Consider the following 16,011-nt stretch of genomic DNA (forward strand, 5'->3'; position numbering starts at 1 on the left):
TAGCGGGACACGGTTCGGTCCATTCGCGTCGCGTGTGACTGAAAGTGTGACGCCACAAACTTATTTTTATCTTTCGATAATTGACATTTCGAAAGAAAACACAGAAGGTGAGCTGGCCCAACAGGAAATGCTTATGGAAACGTGCTTGCTCCCTGATCTGCCTCAATGGCAGCGCCTCGGTGGTGCCCATACCGCCGAAGAGATCGCCCAGCAACCGCGCCTGTGGGCTGCGCTGGCTGACCTGCTGGCGGGCGCGCAGGACAGCATTGATGCGTTCCTGGGCACTGCACTGGAGCAACCCGACCAGAAGGTGATCTTCACCGGTGCCGGCAGCTCGGGGTTCATTGCCGAAATGGTCGCTGACCAGATCAATGCACAGTGGCCGGCCGAGGTACGCGCGGTCCACACCACCAGCCTGCTGACCCACCCTGAGCTGTACCTGCAGCGCGACCGTCCGACCCTGCTGGTGTCGTTCGGGCGCAGCGGCTCCAGCCCGGAGAGCGTGGCAGCAGTGGAACTGGTCCGCGCGCAGGTCGACGACGCACGCTTCCTGGACATCACCTGCAATGCCGAGGGCGCGTTGGCCCAGCGTGGCCAAGGCCGCAGCGACACCCTGTCGCTGCTGATGCCGCCGGCCAGCTGCGACCGCGCCTTCGCCATGACCAGCAGCCTGAGCTGCATGCTGCTGGCCGCGCTGGGCGTGTTCGAAAAGGCCTCCTGGGCGTCGCGGATCGACCGCCTGCGCAGCCTTGCCGACAGCGGCACGCGCGCACTGCAGGCGTGGGACGCGCCGGTCGCCGCGCTGGCGCAGGCCGACATCACCCGCGTCATCTACCTGGGCAGCGGACCACTGGAAGCCACTGCGCGCGAAGCCGCCCTGAAAGTGCTGGAGCTCACCGCCGGCCGGGTGCTCGCCCTGGCCAACACCCCGCTGGGTTTCCGCCACGGGCCCAAGTCCACGCTCAACGGCACCACCCTGGTGGTGGTGCTGCGCAGCGCGCAGGCGCTGTCGCGCCGTTACGAACAGGACCTGCTGGACGAGCTGCGCCGCGACGGCATCGCCGCCCGGATCCTGTCGGTGGGTCCAGCTGGCGCAGACCGTGCCGAAGGCGACTTCGTGCTCGACATCCCCGACCTGCCCGATGCATGGCTGTCGCCGCTGTGGCTGCTGGTGGCGCAGTGCTTCGCGCTGCAGCGCTCGGCCGCGCTTGGCCTGACCCCGGACAATCCCTTCCCCGACGGCACGGTCAACCGCGTGGTACAGGGTGTGACCATCCACGACCATGGCTGAGCCGGGTACGCCCATGCAGAGCTGGTACGGCATCGACATCGGCGGCACCAAGATCGAACTGGTGGCCTGCGACGCGAGCCTGGCGGTGCATCATCGCCAGCGCGTCGCCACGCCGAGCCACGATTACGCGGCCTTCGTCGACGCCATCGGCCAGCTGGTGGACGACGCCGATGCGGCGCTGGGCACGCGCGCCCGTGCAGTGGGCATCGGCCTGCCCGGCGTGCGCGACCGCGACAGCGGCCGCCAGCTCAGCGCCAATGTGCCCGCGCTCAGCGGCCGCACGGTGGGGCAGGACCTGGAAGCCAGGCTGCAACGCCCGCTCGCGCTCGGCAACGACCTGCAGTGCTTCGCGCTTTCCGAGGCGCACGACGGCGCGGCCGCCGGCTACCCCAGCATGTTCGGGGTGATCCTGGGCACCGGTGCCGGCGGTGGCTACTGCCTGCACGGCAAGCTGGTGGCCGGCAACAACGGCATCGCCGGCGAGTGGGGCCATTGGAGCCTGCCGGCCACGCTTCAGCTGCGCCACGACCTGCCGCTGCTGGACTGCGGCTGCGGCCTGCGCGGTTGCCTGGAGCGCTACGTGTCCGGCAGTGGCCTGGCCATGATCCATGAACGCCACGGCGGCCAGGCCCGCGACGGCAGCGCCGTGGTGGAACAGGCACACGCCGGCGACCCCGCCGCGCTGCGGGCGCTGGCCATCCACCGCGACCTGCTCGGCTACAGCTTCGCCAGCCTGATCCTGGCCCTGGACCCGCACGTGATCGTGCTGGGCGGCGGACTGTCCAAGCTTGAGCAGCTGTACCGCGACCTGCCCGCTGCAATTGCGCCTTACCTGTTCCGTGGCGTGCGCGTACCGCCGATCCTGCCGCCGGCGTTCGGCGATGCCGGCGGCGCGCGTGGCGCGGCGCTGCTGGCCCGCCAGCTGCACTGCGCACCCTGACCACGCCTTCCGTTCCGCTGCACCTGGAGTGTTGCCATGTCTGCCGTTCAATCCCTGATCGCCGCCCATCGCCAAGGCCAGCCCGTAGGCCTGTACAGCGTGTGCTGCAGCAATGAGCAGGTGCTGCTGGCGGCGATGCAGGTCGCGCGCGCATACGACACCGTGCTGCTGGTGGAGGCCACCTCCAACCAGGTCGACCAGTTCGGCGGCTACACCGGCATGACCCCGCCGCAGTACCGCGATTACGTGCTGCAGCTGGCACGCAGCCAGGATTTCCCGGTCGAGCGGCTGATCCTGGGCGGCGACCACCTGGGTCCCAATGCCTGGCAGAAGGGCCCGGCCGCGGTCGCCATGGCCAACGCGCGCACCCTGATCGCCGCGTACGTGGCCGCCGGATTCCACAAGATCCACCTGGACTGCAGCATGTCCTGCGCCGACGACCCCACGCCGCTGCCGGATGCGATCGTGGCCGAGCGCTCGGCCGAACTGGCGCGTGTCGCCGAGCGTACTGCCGCCGAACAGGGCCTGCCGGCACCGGTGTACGTGATCGGTACCGAAGTGCCGGTACCCGGTGGCGAAGCGTCGCTGGACGGTGGCCTGGCGGTGACCACGCCGGACGCTGCGGCGCTGACCCTGGCGATCCACCGTGAAGCGTTCTCCGCCCCGGACCTGCAGCCGGCCTGGTCACGAGTGATCGCCATGGTGGTCCAGCCCGGCGTGGATTTCGACCACAGCAGCGTGCACTACTACGACCCGGCCGCCGCGCGTGCGCTGTCCGCGTTCGTGGACACACAGCCGCGCATCGTGTTCGAAGCGCATTCCACCGATTACCAGACCGAAGCCGGACTGCACGCGCTGGTGCGCGACCACTTCGCCATCCTCAAGGTCGGCCCGGCCGCCACCCTTGCCTTCCGTGAAGCGGTGTTCGCCCTTGCGATGATCGAGCGCGAACTGCTGCCGCCGCAGCAGTGCTCGCAGCTGATCGAGGTGCTGGAGCGCTGCATGCTGGAAAAGCCCGGGAGCTGGACCAGCTACTACCAGGGCACGCCGCACCAGCAGCGCCTGCTGCGTGCGTATTCGCTGAGCGACCGCAGCCGCTACTACTGGGGCGAGCCGCCGGTGCAGGCGGCTCTGGCCACGCTGGTGGACAACCTCACCCGCCAGCCGCCGCCGCTGATGCTGCTCAGCCAGTACCTGCCCGAACAGCTGCGTGCGGTGCAGGCGGGCGAGCTGACGGCAGAACCGTTGGCACTGGTCCGGCACAAGGTGGGCCTGCGCCTGGCCGAATACGCCCGCGCTTGCGCTCGCAACCGGTTCGACACACACAACGAAAGTTTTTCTGCCGCGGAGGTTTCGGAACGGTAAGCTTCGGCTTTACTTCCGAACGGAATCGCCTCCATGCGAAACACACGGCAACGTCGCCAGCAGATCCTGCAGTTGCTGGTCGACCACGGCAACGTGCAGGTCAGCGAACTGGTGGAGCGCTTCGGCGTGTCGGCAGTGACCATCCGTGCCGACCTCACCCACATCGAGGCGCAGGGCCTGGCCACGCGCACCCACGGCGGCGCCACGCTGGTGCGCACGCCGCCGCTGGAACAGGACATCCACCAGAAGGACACCCTGAACCTGCCGCTGAAGGACAGCATCGGCGCGCACGCCGCGCGGCTGGTGCGGGCCGGCGACAACATCATCATCGATTCCGGTTCCACCACCATGACCCTGGCCCGCCACCTGCGCGAGCACCGCGACGTGACGGTGATGACCAACGGGCTGAACATCGCCTGGGAACTGGCCAATGCGCCGGGCGTGGAGCTGCTGCTCACCGGTGGCCTGCTGCGCAAGCAGTCGCTGTCGCTGCAGGGCAGCCAGGCCGAAGCCAGCCTCAACACCTACAGCTTCGACACCCTGTTCCTGGGCGTGGACGGGCTGGACCTGCAGTTCGGGCTCACCACCCACCACGAAGCCGAAGCCAGCCTCAACCACCGCATGGTGGAGCGCGCACGCCGCGTGGTGGTGCTGACCGACGCGTCCAAGTTCGGCCACGTCAGCCTGCACCGCATCGCCCGGCTCGACCAGGTCCACACCATCATCACCGATGCCAGCATCGACCCCGAGTACCTGGAGGGGCTGCAGAAGCGCGGCATCGAAGTGATCATTGCCGAGTCCCCACCTTGACCACCACTGCCACCCTGCATGGCCGCGTACTGACCCCGTCCGGGTGGGTGCGTGGCGACATCCACTTCCACCAGCGCATCGCCTCGATCCGCCCGGACCACGCCGATCCGCGCGACGACAGCGACGTACCGTGGATCCTTCCGGGCTTCATCGACCTGCATGTGCATGGCGGGGCCGGGGTGGACATCATGCAGGGCGGCGACACTGCCGTGACCGTGGCGCGCACGCACGCGCGGCACGGCACCACCGCGCTGCTCGGCACCACCATGACCGCCGAGGCGGACGACATCGTGCGTGCGCTGCAGGGCCTGTCTACTGCGATCGCCCAGCGCACTCCGGGCACCGCGCGGGTCCTGGGCGTACACCTGGAAGGCCCGTTCATCAGCGCCGAGCGGCTGGGCGCGCAGCCGCCGCTGGTGGTTGAAGCCACGCTGCAGGACGTGCAGCGCCTGCACGCCATCGCGCCGATCAAGGTGCTCACCCTGGCGCCGGAGATCGGCCAGCACCTGGCCCTGATTCCGGCCCTGCGCGCCCTGGGCATCCGCGTGCAGCTCGGCCACAGTGCCGGCAGCTACGACGACGGTGTGGCCGCACTGCAGGCCGGTGCGGCCGGCGTCACCCACCTGTTCAACGGCATGACCGGCGTGGACCATTACCACCCGGGCATCGCCACCGCGGCGCTGGCGCATGCCGAGTACGCCGAACTGATTCCCGACCTGCAGCACGTGCACCCCGGCGCGATCCGCACCGCACTGCGCGCGATCCCGCGCCTGTACTGCGTGACCGACGCCACCGCCGCCACGGGCATGCCCGATGGCGAGTACGCACTGGGTATCCAGCGGGTGCACAAATGCCTGGGCTGCGTGCGCCTGGAGAGCGGGTCGCTGGCGGGAAGCGCACTGACCATGGACCAGGCGCTTCGCAACCTGGTTGCGCTGGGACTGGCGCTGGATGACGCATCAGACCGTGTTTCACGCTTCCCTGCCGACTATCTGGGTCTTGAAGACCGTGGCCGCCTGCAGCCGGGCGCCTGGGCCGACCTGGTGGTGCTCGACCGCGACCTGCGTGTGCAGCAGGTGGTGGTGGAAGGCGAAAACATCGCGCTCGACTGAGTGATTCCGCGCCGCGTGCGGCGCGTTCCCCTGTAGACAGGACCGCACCATGAACGACGTTTCCGCCGCCATGCCCGTGCCCGCCGCCGCCAACGCACCGCGCTGGCCGGTGCGCTATCTGTTGTTCATCGGTGGCATGGGGGGCCTGCTCTACGGCATCGACATCGGCATCATCGCCGGTGCCCTGCCCTACCTGGAGGCCACGGCCACCGCCAGCTGGCACCTCACCACCCAGCAGCTGGGCTTCGTGGTGGCGGCGGTGCTGCTGGGTAGTGTGTTGTCTTCCTTGTTTGCTGGCGCCATTGCCGACCTGATCGGCCGGCGCGGCGCGATGGTGCTGGCCGGGGTGCTGTTCACGGCCAGCATTCCAGTGATGGCCCTGTCCGAAGGCTATGGCCCGCTGTTGATGGGCCGGCTGCTGCAGGGCATCAGCGGCGGCCTGATCGGCGTGGTGGTGCCGCTGTACCTGGCCGAAGTACTCAGCCCGGAGCGGCGCGGGCGTGGCGCGGCGATGTTCCAGCTGCTGCTCACCATCGGCCTGGTCCTGGCCGCGGTGATCGGGTTGTACCAGGCGCACAGCGTGGACGCGGCCGCGGCCGCCGTGGCCCACCTGCCCGGCGAGGAACAGCAACGCCTGCTGTTCGCAGTGAAGGATCACGCGTGGCGCACGATTTTCTGGAGCTGCCTGCTGCCTGGCCTGGTGTTCACCGGCGGCGCGCTGCTGATCAGCGAATCGCCACGCTGGCTGGTGCGGCGCGGGCGCATCGCCCAGGCACGCAGGGCGCTGCAGCGCACCGTCGCAGCGGCCGAAGTGGAACCCACGCTGGCGCGCATGCAGGCGCCTGACGCGCCCGCCGCCGATGGCAGCCCGGCCCGGCGCGACCCCCTGCTCAGCCGCCGCTACGTCTGGCCGTTCGTACTGGCGTGCCTGGTGCTGGCCTTCACCCAGGCCACCGGGATCAATTCAGTGCTGGCGTATGCGGTCAACATCCTGCACCAGGCCGGCCTGCCCGGTGCGGTAGCCAACTGGGCCGATGTTTCGATCAAGCTGCTCAATGCGCTGATGACGGTGGTCGCGCTGGTGCTGGTCGATCGCAAAGGGCGCAAGTTCCTGCTGATGCTCGGCACCGGGGGCATCACCATCGCACTGCTCGGGGCGGCGCTGCTGTTCGTGCGCAGCGAGCACGGCCGCAGCGACGTCCACCCCGTGCTGCAACAGCAGCTGATAGGTGACACCTTGTCGCTGCCGATGGATGCCGCGCAGTGGCGCCGCCTGGATGCCAGTGCCGGCGACCAGCCGCTGCAGCTCACCGTGTCCTACGCCTACGGCGGCTTCAGCAACGTGCGTTCGCTGCGCAGCGACAACCCGATCGACACCACGCTGCAGATCCGCCGCGAAGACGCGGTGTCCGCCGACAGCGTCATCGGCGCGTTCTTCCGCCGCCTGCACCTCAATCCGTTCCCGGATCCGGCCGATGCCGCGCATGCGCCGCTGGTGATCGAGCGTGCCGCGATCGGGCCGGTGCCCTCCCCCACCCACGGCTGGATGGTGGCGGGCTGCATCCTGCTGTTCGTGGCCTTCTTCGCGGTGGGCCCCGGGGTGTGCGTGTGGCTGGCGCTGTCCGAGCTGATGCCCACCCGCATCCGTTCCAACGGCATGAGCATCGCGCTGCTGATCAACCAGTTCGTATCCACCGTGATCGCCGCGATCTTCCTGCCCACGGTGGGCCACCATGGCTACGCCAGCATGTTCTTCTTCTGGGCCGGCTGCACGTTGCTGTACTTCCTGGTCGCGGCGTTCTGGCTGCCGGAAACCAAGGGCAGGACGCTGGAGGAGATCGAAGCGCGGTTCCAGCGCCACCGATGACGTGGCGCCGGATGCGGCGTCAGCGCAACTTGCGCAGCCGGAATGCCACCACGATCTGCAGGATGCCGTAGAGCAGGCTGCCGATCCCGATCCACAGCGTGGTCACCGCCACCCCGCCCAGCGGGTTGGCGAACATCATCACGCCCAGCACGATGACCAGCACCCCGCTGACGATGAGCAGCCACTCGCCTTCGATCTGCCTGCGCACGCGGATCGCGAACACGATGCGGTAGACGCCGGCCATGATCAGCCAGATCGACAGGATCAGCACCAGCACCTTGGCGGTGACCAGCGGGTTGATCACCGCCAGCGCGCCGAAGGCGATCGAGGCCAGCGCATAGACCAGCGCCCAGCCACGCGGCGCACCGCTGTTGCCACCGAACACCGCGAACAGGCTGATCAGGCCTTCGACCAGCGCCATTACGCCGATGGCCCACGCCAGCCCGGCGGCGGCCGACAACGGCCGCAGCACCGCGATCAGGCCGAACCCGATGGCCACCAGGCCGTACAACAGAAGTACCCACCAGCTACGCCCCACCAGCGACAACAGCGAGGTACCACGTAGATCCGAGGCCTGGCTCATGACGCTGCTCCTGCGAGGAAGGTCAAGCGCGATGCTAGGCGCGGAGCCCCTTCTGGACAAGGCCCGCCTACCGACGCCGAACCGGTGAGGCACGCACCGAATTCACGTAAGTGAACGAACCGGCGCACCCATCAAGCCGTTGCCGACACCATTCCTTGCGGCTCGGATACCCCTTCACTAAACTGCACCCAACACACCCGCCACGCCTCTGACGCGAGATTCGCGCCACGCTCAAATTGGCGGGTTTTTTTTGCCCGCTTTCTGGTATCCAGGATGACCCGGTACTGCAAACAACCCCTTTCCATTCCTGGCCAACTGGCTCAGCTCCAGGCACGGGGTCTGGCGGTGGGTAACGCAGGAGAAGCGGAGCACTACCTGCAACGCGTGGGCTACTACAGGCTGATGGGGTATCTATATCCGCAACGCGTGGCCGGCAGCGACTACTTCGAGAGCGGAGCGACCTTCGAGGACGCAGTAAGCCTCTACGAATTCGACCGCCTGCTGAGGGACCTGGTCATGGAAGCCGTTGGCCACGTTGAAGTCGCCACGCGGACGCTGCTCACCTATCACTTCTCGCACGCCCATGGCGCGTTTGGTCACCTGGATCCATGCAACATGGCGTTCTCTGAGTCTCAGCATCGCGATTGGCTTGACGCGGTCTGCAAGGAGGTGGAGCGCTCCAGGGAAACATTCATACGTCACTACAGGGACAAGTACACCAGCCCTGCATTCCCGAATGTTCCGATCTGGATGGCTACCGAAGTAATGTCGATGGGTTCCCTTTCGCGGTTCTACAAAGCACTTCGGGGTCCTGAAAAGAAGGCAGTATCCCGCGAGGTCGGGTTGGCTCCGCCGATTTTCGAGAACTGGCTTCACGTTACCAGCGTTGTACGCAATGTGGTGGCACACCACGGCCGCCTCTGGAACAAGGAGCTGGGTGTCACCGCCGTCCGTCCCCGGATTGCGGGGTGGTCCGAGCGTGAGGCGCCATTTCCCGCAAACAGGTCGTTCTACCTTCTCCTCATGCTTCGTAGACTGCTCTCGATCAGCACGGCGGATGTGGGCAATTGGCGTGATCGGGTTGACTGCCATCTATACGAAGGCATGATCAGCTCATCGCGCGTCATTGGCCTCGGGGCAAACGAAGGATGGCGCTCGCACAGCCTGTGGCGCGCCGCCCCCCTTGCACGCCAGGCAGGTGTTGCCGAGCGACGCGACCCCATCGTGGCGAGCCTGGCGCCAGGAGACATCGCGTAGGACACCTGACGCAGCCTGTTCCCGCTGCACGCAATCCGGATGACGATTCACGGCGCCCGCGCACACACCCACAGCGTGGCCTGCTGCAGTCCCGACCGGCGCAGCGCTCGCACCGCTGCGTCCAGCGTGGCGCCGGTCGTCATCACATCGTCCACCAGGGTCAACCGCGGTGGCGGGGTGGCCCGCACCGCGAAGGCACCCCGCAGGTTCTGGCGGCGCGCCTCGGCGTCCAGCGTGGACTGCGCCACGGTGGCCCGGCTGCGGCACAGACCCGTCCACAACGGCACCCCGAGTTCCTTCGCCAGCGGCCGGGCCAGTTCCCGGGCCTGGTCGTAACCGCGCTCGCGCAGCCGTCGGCCGTGCAGCGGCATGGGCAGCAGTGGCGCCGGTGCCATTTCGGGTACTGCCTGCAGCATCAGCTGCGACAACAGGCGCCCGGCGGCCAGGTCGTGGTGGAACTTGAAGCGCAGTACCAGCTGGTCGATCGGAGGTGCGTACACGAACGTGGCCGCCGCACCTACCTGCCACGGTGGCGCACGCAGGCATGCGCCGCAGGCGGCCGCAGGCTCATCGACGGGCAGCGGCAGCGCGCACAGCGGGCAGGCGTGGTCGTTCCACGGCAGGTCGGCGTGGCAGGCGGCGCACAGGTCCAAGCCCTCCTGGCCTGGATCGTCGCAGACCAGGCAGCGCAGCGGCAGGCACTGCCGCCCAAGCCAGCGCAACCCTTCGTAAACTTTTTCCAAAGCCATGTGGTTGACAGCCTCCTTCAACCTCACCAGACTGCCGCCCCTTGGTTACGTAATCTGTCAGGACACTCCCATGGCTACTGTCATCCGCCACGACTGGCACGCCGAGGAACTGCTGGCGCTGTTCGAGTTGCCGCTTCCCGAACTGCTGTACCGGGCGGCGGCCGTGCACCGGCAACACTTCGACCCGGGCGAGGTGCAGGTGTCGACGCTGCTATCGGTCAAGACCGGTGGCTGTCCGGAAGACTGCGCGTACTGCCCGCAGGCGCAGCGCTACGACACGGGTGTGAGCGCACAGAAACTGATGGGCACCGACGAAGTGGTCGCCAAGGCCCGCCAAGCCAAGGCGGCCGGCGCTTCCCGGTTCTGCATGGGCGCGGCGTGGCGGGCGCCCAAGGACCGCGACATCCCCAAGGTGGCGGCGATGATCCGCGAGGTGAAGGCACTGGGGCTGGAAACCTGCGCCACCCTGGGCATGCTCGACGGCGCGCAGGCCGTGGCCCTGCGCGAGGCCGGGCTCGATTACTACAACCACAACCTGGACACCGCGCCGGACTACTACGACGCCATCATCCACACCCGCCAGTACCAGGACCGCCTGGATACGCTGGAACACGTACGCCGGGCCGGGCTGAAAACCTGCTGCGGCGGCATCGTCGGCATGGGCGAGACCCGCGCCCACCGCGCCGGGCTGCTGCTGGCGCTGGCCAACCTGCCGGCGCACCCCGATTCGGTGCCGATCAACCGGCTGGTCCAGGTGCCGGGCACGCCCCTGCACGGCAGTGCCGAGCTGGACCCGTTCGAGTTCGTGCGCATGGTCGCGGTGACCCGCATCTGCATGCCCCGGGCGATGGTGCGGCTGTCGGCCGGCCGTGAGGCGATGAGCGATGAGCTGCAGGCGCTGTGCTTCCTGGCCGGGGCCAACTCGATCTTTTACGGCGAGAAGCTGCTGACTACCGGCAATCCGGACACCCGGCGCGACCTGGCTCTGTTCAGCCGCCTGGGCCTGCGCCCCATGGCGGTGCAGGTCGACGCCGCCGGGCATGACCATCCGGGCACCGTGCATGCCGACATCACCTGCGACGACCAACGGTCGTCGCCTACCGGCGGACTAGCGGCCTGAGCGCTGCGCCAGGCGGTGCAGCGCAGCGCCCGGCAACCGGGTACGCTAGCTCCCCTGCCCGCCCATGAGACATGACGACCATGGCCCGTCCTGACCTGCACGACCGCATCCAGTCCCAGCGCAAGCTTCGCGACGCGCAGGGACGGATCCGCGTGCGCCGCACCGTGAACCGCCGGGATGGCGTGCGTCTGGAACTCAATGGCCAGTGGCTCACTGGCTTCTGCAGCAACGATTACCTGGGCCTGGCCCAGCAGTTCGGCGTGGTCAGTGCGCTGCAGGACGCGGCCGCGCGCGAAGGCGCCGGGGCCACGGCCTCGCACCTGATCTGCGGCCACCATGCGCTGCATGAAGCGCTGGAACAGGAAGTGGCCGACTGGCTCGGCTACCCGCGGGCACTGCTGTTCGGCAGCGGCTTTGCCGCCAACCTGGCGGTACAGCAGGCGCTGCTCAGCGAAGAAGACGATGTGTGCGTGCAGGACCGGCTCAACCACGCCAGCCTGCTCGACGCCACGCGCCTGGCCGGCTGCCGGCTGCGCCGCTATCCGCACCTGGACACCGAAGGCGCGCTGCGCCAGCTCAAGCATGCGCCGGAAGGCGCGGCGATGCTGGTCACCGACGGCGTCTTCAGCATGGACGGCGACATCGCCCCGTTGCGCTCGCTGTCGCTGGTGGCGCGCATGCAGGAAGCGCTGTTGTATGTCGACGATGCGCATGGCGTGGGCGTGATCGGCGAGCATGGCCGCGGCTGCGTGGCCGAGGCCGGGCTGGGCGTGGCCGATGTGCCGCTGCAGCTGGTCACCTTGGGCAAGGCCCTGGGCGGCAGTGGTGCGGTGGTGGTCGGTGATGACGCGCTGATCCAGCACCTGGCTGAAACCGCACGTCCCTACATCTACACCACGGCCCTGCCGCCGGCCCAGGCCGCCGCCGCGCTGGCCGCGGTGAAGCTGGCCCGCCGCGACGACTGGCGCCGCGAAAAGCTGGCCGAACTGGTCGGCGTGTTCCGTGCCGGCGCACGCCAGCACGGGCTGGAACTGATGCCTTCGGACACGCCGATCCAGCCGCTGCTGTGCGGCGCCGAATCGACCGTGATGGCGCTGTCGGCCGCGTTGGAAGCGGCCGGTTTCCTGGTCAGCGCGATCCGCCCGCCGACCGTGCCGGAAGGCAAGGCACGCCTGCGCGTGACCCTCTCCGCATTGCACACGGTGCCGGAAGTGCGCGCGCTGACCGATGCGATCGCCCACGCGCGCGACCAGGTGCTGCGCCAGCAGACGCTGGATGCGCTGAGCGCGTGATGCGCGGGCGGTGGCGGTGAGCCTGCATATCGAAGTGGTCGGCCGTGGACCGGCGCTGGTCCTGATCCACGGCTGGGCCCTGCATGGCGGCGTGTTCGCGCCGTTGGTGGAGCGCCTGGCCGGCCACTTCGAGCTGCACCTGGTGGACCTGCCCGGGCATGGCCACAGCCGCGACGACACCACGCCGCTGCGCCTGCCGTTCGTGGTCAATGCGATTGCCGCGGCCACCCCGCCGGCGGTCTGGTGCGGATGGTCGCTGGGCGGCCTGTTTGCGCTGCATGCGGCCGCCACGCTGCCCAAGGTGCGCGGACTGGCGATGATCGCGGCCACCCCGCGCTTCGTGCGCGGCGAGGACTGGCCGCACGCGGTGGAGCCGTCGGTGTTCGCGCAGTTCGGCCAAGACCTGGCGCAGGATTACCGCGGCACGCTGGAGCGCTTCCTGGCCCTGGATGCGATGGGCTCGGAGCACGCGCGGCAGGAACTGCGCAGCCTGCGCGCGACCCTGGTGGAACGCGGCGAACCGGCAGCGCGCGCGCTGCAGGAAGGCCTTGGCCTGCTGGAACGCACCGACCTGCGCGGTGCCCTGCCGCAGCTGCCCATCCCCAGCCTGTGGCTGGCCGGGCAGCGCGACCGGCTGGTGTCGGCGCGCGGCATGCAGGCCGCTGCCGCGCTGGCCCCCCGTTCTAGTGTGCATGTGGTCGCGCACGGCGGACACGCGCCATTCCTGGGCCACACCGACGAGGTGGCCGCGCAGCTGCAACACTTTGTTGCCGCGCTGCCTTGACCCGCCACGCACGCCCATCGTCGATCATGTACGCCTGTATCTCTCGGAACTGACCCATGGACCTTGGAATCGCCGGCCGTTGGGCCCTCGTCTGCGCCGCCAGCAAAGGGCTGGGGCTGGGCTGCGCACGGGCGCTGGCGCGCGAGGGCGTGAACGTGGTCATCGCCGCCCGTGGCGAGGCCGCGCTGGTGCAGGCCGGGCTGGAACTGCAGGCGCTGCCGGGCGCCGGCAAGGTCGTCACCGTGGTTGCCGATGTCACCACCGACGCCGGCCGCGTCGCCGCGCTGGCCGCCTGCCCGCAGGTGGACATCCTGGTCACCAACGCCGGCGGCCCGCCAGCCGGCGATTTCCGCCAGTTCGAACGCGAGGACTGGATCGCCGCGCTGGACGCCAACATGCTGGCGCCCATCGCGCTCATCCGCGCGACGGTGGATGGCATGATCGAGCGTGGCTTCGGCCGCGTGGTCAACATCACCTCGTCGTCGGTGAAGGCGCCCATCGACATCCTGGGCCTGTCCAATGGCGCGCGCTCGGGCCTGACCGGTTTCGTCGCCGGGCTGGCGCGCCGCACCGTGGCCAGCAATGTCACCATCAACAACCTGCTGCCCGGCCAGTTCGACACCGACCGGCTGCGTGGCAACTTCGCCTACATGGCCCAGCAGCAGGGCGTGGATGCCGGGCAGATCGCCGAGCGCAAGCGCACGCATATTCCCGCCGGCCGGTTCGGCACGGCCGATGAGTTCGGCGCGGCCTGCGCGTTCCTGTGCAGCGCCCAGGCCGGCTATATCACCGGACAGAACCTGCTGATCGATGGCGGGGCGTATCCGGGTACCTTTTGAGATTTCCGCACGACCAACGGTCGTGCGCTACCGTTTGTTGGACGTAGTGAGCCCTGCATGACCACCGATTTCGATCCCCAGCATGTCCGCCGCGCGTTCTCGCGTGCCGCCAGCAGTTACGACGCCGCCGCCGCCCTGCAGCGCGAGGTGGAAAAGCGCCTGCTCGAATCGCTGGACTACCTCGAGGCGCGGCAGCCCGAAGTGGTGCTGGATGTGGGCAGCGGCACCGGGCACGCCAGCGCCGCGATGAGGAAGCGGTGGCCGAAGGCGCAGGTGATCGCGCTGGACATGGCCGAGCCGATGCTGCGTGAGTCGAAGAAGCAGGCCGGCTGGTGGAAGCCGTTCACGCGTGTGTGCGGCGACGCACGCGCACTGCCGCTGCTCGACCAGAGCGTGGACGTGATCTACAGCAACCTGTGCCTGCAGTGGGTGGACGACCTGCCTGCCGTGTTCGCCGGATTCCGCCGCGCGCTGAAGCCGGGCGGGCTGCTGGTGTGCTCCACGTTCGGGCCGGAGACGCTGATCGAACTGCGCGATGCCTTCGCCAGTGCCGACGACACCCCGCACGTGAGCCGCTTCCCGCCCATCGCCCAGTTCGGCGACGCGCTGATGATGTCCGGTTTCCGCGACCCGGTGCTGGACCGCGACCTGTTCACCCTGACCTACCGCGACATGGACGCATTGATGCGCGAGCTGCGCGCGATCGGCGCCACCAATGCGCGCCAGGACCGCCGCCACACCTTGACCGGACGCGGGCGTTTCGCCGCAGCGCGCGCGGCTTACGAACCGCTGCGCCGCGAGGACGGCACCCTGCCCAGCAGCTGGGAAGTGATCTACGCGCACGCCTGGGCACCGGAGGCCGGCGCGCCGATCCGCGAGCACGGCCACGACGTGGCGACGGTGCCGGTGTCGGCGATCCCGATTCGGCGCAGGACGACCTGATGGGGTGAACCCTTGGCCGGGTTTCCATCGGACACGCGTGGCGTGTCGCTACGGATGCCACCAGGCGTGTAGTGACACGCCATGCGTGTCCGGCGCGGTCAGGAACCGTTCGCGGAAGGGAACATGTCCCGGTGGAAGAAATAGATTTCCTGGGCCAGGAACTTCCAGCTGGTGTGGAAGCTGCGGAAGCGCGTGCTCGGCGTTGACGATGCCAGCGCATCGATGCCCAGTTCGCGCGCCAGGCGCAGCGCGCGCGCCATGTGCAGCGGATCGCTGACGATGATCACCCGGTGCAGCTTGCGCTGGTCCATCAGCCGCCGCGCCTCCACCAAATTCTGGCGGGTGGTGCGCGAAGCGGTTTCGATCAGGATCGCGCTCTCCGGCACGCCCTGCTTGACGGCATAGCGACGGGCCACCTGCGATTCGGAGAAACGCGCCCCGCTGCCACCGTAGCCGCCGGTGAAGATCAGCAGCGGCGCATAGCCCTGGTGGTACAGGTCCAACCCATGCCGGATGCGCTCTTCGAACACCGGCGACGGCTTGGCGTCGTAGGCGGCCGCGCCTAGCACGATGATCGCGTCGGCCTGGGCTGCCTGGTCGCGCTCGCCCACCCAGACGATCCACGCCGTCACGCACAGCAGCCATCCGGCCAGCAGCAGGCACAGCCGCCACAGCCACCCTGCCAGCCCGACCCGGTGGCGCGCGCTCATGCCACCGCCCACGGCAGCGCGTCCAGGTGCACGTTCCCACCCGAGAGCACCACCCCGACCCGCTGCCCGGCAAACCGCGCCGGCTGCGCGAGGATCGCGGCCAGCGCAATCGCCGAAGAGGGTTCCACCAGCTGCTTGAGCACCTGCCAGAGCAGGCGCATCGCCACCACGGTGGCGGCGTCGTCGACCACGATCACCTCGGCCGCGCCGTGCAGCAGGGCGAAATTGGGCGCGCCCAGGGTGCCGCGCAGGCCATCGCAGATCGTGTCCGGGATGAAGTCCAGGCGCAGCGCGCCCGCCGCCAGCGAGCGCGCGGCATCGGCGGCACCGGCCGGTTCGGCCAGCACCAG

16 protein-coding genes are annotated in these 16,011 nt (G+C 68.8%); 12 read left to right on the forward strand and 4 right to left on the reverse strand.

Features of this window, described 5'->3' with window-relative positions:
- The first annotated feature begins 133 nt into the window (after positions 1 to 133).
- The 6 genes from RWO33_RS01185 to RWO33_RS01210 are packed head-to-tail and all read left to right on the forward strand — an operon-like array spanning position 134 to position 7,385.
- Positions 134 to 1,291, forward strand: a complete 1,158-nt coding sequence (locus RWO33_RS01185) for an SIS domain-containing protein (protein WP_314101174.1) — start codon at positions 134 to 136, stop codon at positions 1,289 to 1,291.
- 13 nt (positions 1,292 to 1,304) lie between these two features.
- Positions 1,305 to 2,231 (forward strand): ROK family protein, encoded by a 927-nt coding sequence (locus tag RWO33_RS01190; RefSeq protein ID WP_314101178.1) that lies wholly within the window; start codon positions 1,305 to 1,307, stop codon positions 2,229 to 2,231.
- Positions 2,232 to 2,267: 36 nt separating this feature from the next.
- Positions 2,268 to 3,596, forward strand: coding sequence for a D-tagatose-bisphosphate aldolase, class II, non-catalytic subunit (locus RWO33_RS01195; RefSeq protein ID WP_314101181.1), 1,329 nt, complete (start codon positions 2,268 to 2,270; stop codon positions 3,594 to 3,596).
- A 33-nt stretch (positions 3,597 to 3,629) separates the two neighbouring features.
- Positions 3,630 to 4,406 carry a DeoR family transcriptional regulator gene (locus tag RWO33_RS01200; RefSeq protein ID WP_314101183.1) on the forward strand — a complete coding sequence of 259 codons (777 nt, stop codon included), beginning with the start codon at positions 3,630 to 3,632 and terminating at the stop codon, positions 4,404 to 4,406.
- Complete coding sequence (gene nagA, locus RWO33_RS01205; protein ID WP_314101185.1) at positions 4,403 to 5,518, forward strand: N-acetylglucosamine-6-phosphate deacetylase; 1,116 nt, start codon at positions 4,403 to 4,405, stop codon at positions 5,516 to 5,518. Before RWO33_RS01200 ends, nagA begins: the two co-directional genes overlap by 4 nt.
- A 49-nt stretch (positions 5,519 to 5,567) precedes the next feature.
- Positions 5,568 to 7,385, forward strand: a complete 1,818-nt coding sequence (locus RWO33_RS01210) for an MFS transporter (protein WP_314101188.1) — start codon at positions 5,568 to 5,570, stop codon at positions 7,383 to 7,385.
- Positions 7,386 to 7,404: 19 nt separating this feature from the next.
- Here RWO33_RS01210 and RWO33_RS01215 read toward each other — a convergent pair whose 3' ends face one another.
- A complete protein-coding gene (locus RWO33_RS01215) occupies positions 7,405 to 7,968 on the reverse strand; it encodes a DUF308 domain-containing protein (protein ID WP_314101190.1) in 564 nt (187 codons plus the stop codon).
- 273 nt (positions 7,969 to 8,241) lie between these two features.
- Here RWO33_RS01215 and RWO33_RS01220 point away from each other — a divergent pair, with 273 nt between their 5' ends.
- A complete protein-coding gene (locus tag RWO33_RS01220) occupies positions 8,242 to 9,225 on the forward strand; it encodes an Abi family protein (RefSeq protein ID WP_314101191.1) in 984 nt (327 codons plus the stop codon).
- Positions 9,226 to 9,272: 47 nt separating this feature from the next.
- On the opposite strand, the gene RWO33_RS01225 is transcribed toward RWO33_RS01220, so the two are convergent.
- Positions 9,273 to 9,974 carry a ComF family protein gene (locus RWO33_RS01225; RefSeq protein WP_314101194.1) on the reverse strand — a complete coding sequence of 234 codons (702 nt, stop codon included), beginning with the start codon at positions 9,972 to 9,974 and terminating at the stop codon, positions 9,273 to 9,275.
- 70 nt (positions 9,975 to 10,044) lie between these two features.
- Here RWO33_RS01225 and bioB point away from each other — a divergent pair, with 70 nt between their 5' ends.
- The 5 genes from bioB (at position 10,045) to bioC (ending at position 14,951) form a co-directional block, all read left to right on the forward strand.
- Complete coding sequence (bioB, locus tag RWO33_RS01230) at positions 10,045 to 11,094, forward strand: biotin synthase BioB (protein ID WP_314101196.1); 1,050 nt, start codon at positions 10,045 to 10,047, stop codon at positions 11,092 to 11,094.
- A gap of 80 nt (positions 11,095 to 11,174) precedes the next feature.
- Positions 11,175 to 12,386 carry an 8-amino-7-oxononanoate synthase gene (bioF, locus tag RWO33_RS01235; protein WP_314101198.1) on the forward strand — a complete coding sequence of 404 codons (1,212 nt, stop codon included), beginning with the start codon at positions 11,175 to 11,177 and terminating at the stop codon, positions 12,384 to 12,386.
- A gap of 22 nt (positions 12,387 to 12,408) precedes the next feature.
- Positions 12,409 to 13,170, forward strand: a complete 762-nt coding sequence (gene bioH / locus RWO33_RS01240) for a pimeloyl-ACP methyl ester esterase BioH (RefSeq protein WP_314101219.1) — start codon at positions 12,409 to 12,411, stop codon at positions 13,168 to 13,170.
- A gap of 56 nt (positions 13,171 to 13,226) precedes the next feature.
- Positions 13,227 to 14,009 carry an SDR family oxidoreductase gene (locus RWO33_RS01245; RefSeq protein WP_314101201.1) on the forward strand — a complete coding sequence of 261 codons (783 nt, stop codon included), beginning with the start codon at positions 13,227 to 13,229 and terminating at the stop codon, positions 14,007 to 14,009.
- A gap of 57 nt (positions 14,010 to 14,066) precedes the next feature.
- Positions 14,067 to 14,951 (forward strand): malonyl-ACP O-methyltransferase BioC, encoded by an 885-nt coding sequence (gene bioC, locus RWO33_RS01250; RefSeq protein WP_314101204.1) that lies wholly within the window; start codon positions 14,067 to 14,069, stop codon positions 14,949 to 14,951.
- A gap of 98 nt (positions 14,952 to 15,049) precedes the next feature.
- Here the strand turns inward: bioC and RWO33_RS01255 are convergent, their stop codons facing one another.
- Both RWO33_RS01255 and RWO33_RS01260 read right to left on the reverse strand, forming a co-directional pair.
- Positions 15,050 to 15,673, reverse strand: coding sequence for a YdcF family protein (locus RWO33_RS01255; protein ID WP_314101206.1), 624 nt, complete (start codon positions 15,671 to 15,673; stop codon positions 15,050 to 15,052).
- A partial coding sequence (locus RWO33_RS01260; RefSeq protein ID WP_314101208.1) for a pyridoxal-phosphate dependent enzyme occupies positions 15,658 to 16,011 on the reverse strand: 354 nt, incomplete at its 5' end. The genes RWO33_RS01260 and RWO33_RS01255, both read right to left, overlap by 16 nt.

This window comes from uncultured Stenotrophomonas sp. (assembly GCF_963519925.1).
Classification (GTDB): domain Bacteria; phylum Pseudomonadota; class Gammaproteobacteria; order Xanthomonadales; family Xanthomonadaceae; genus Stenotrophomonas; species Stenotrophomonas maltophilia_AE.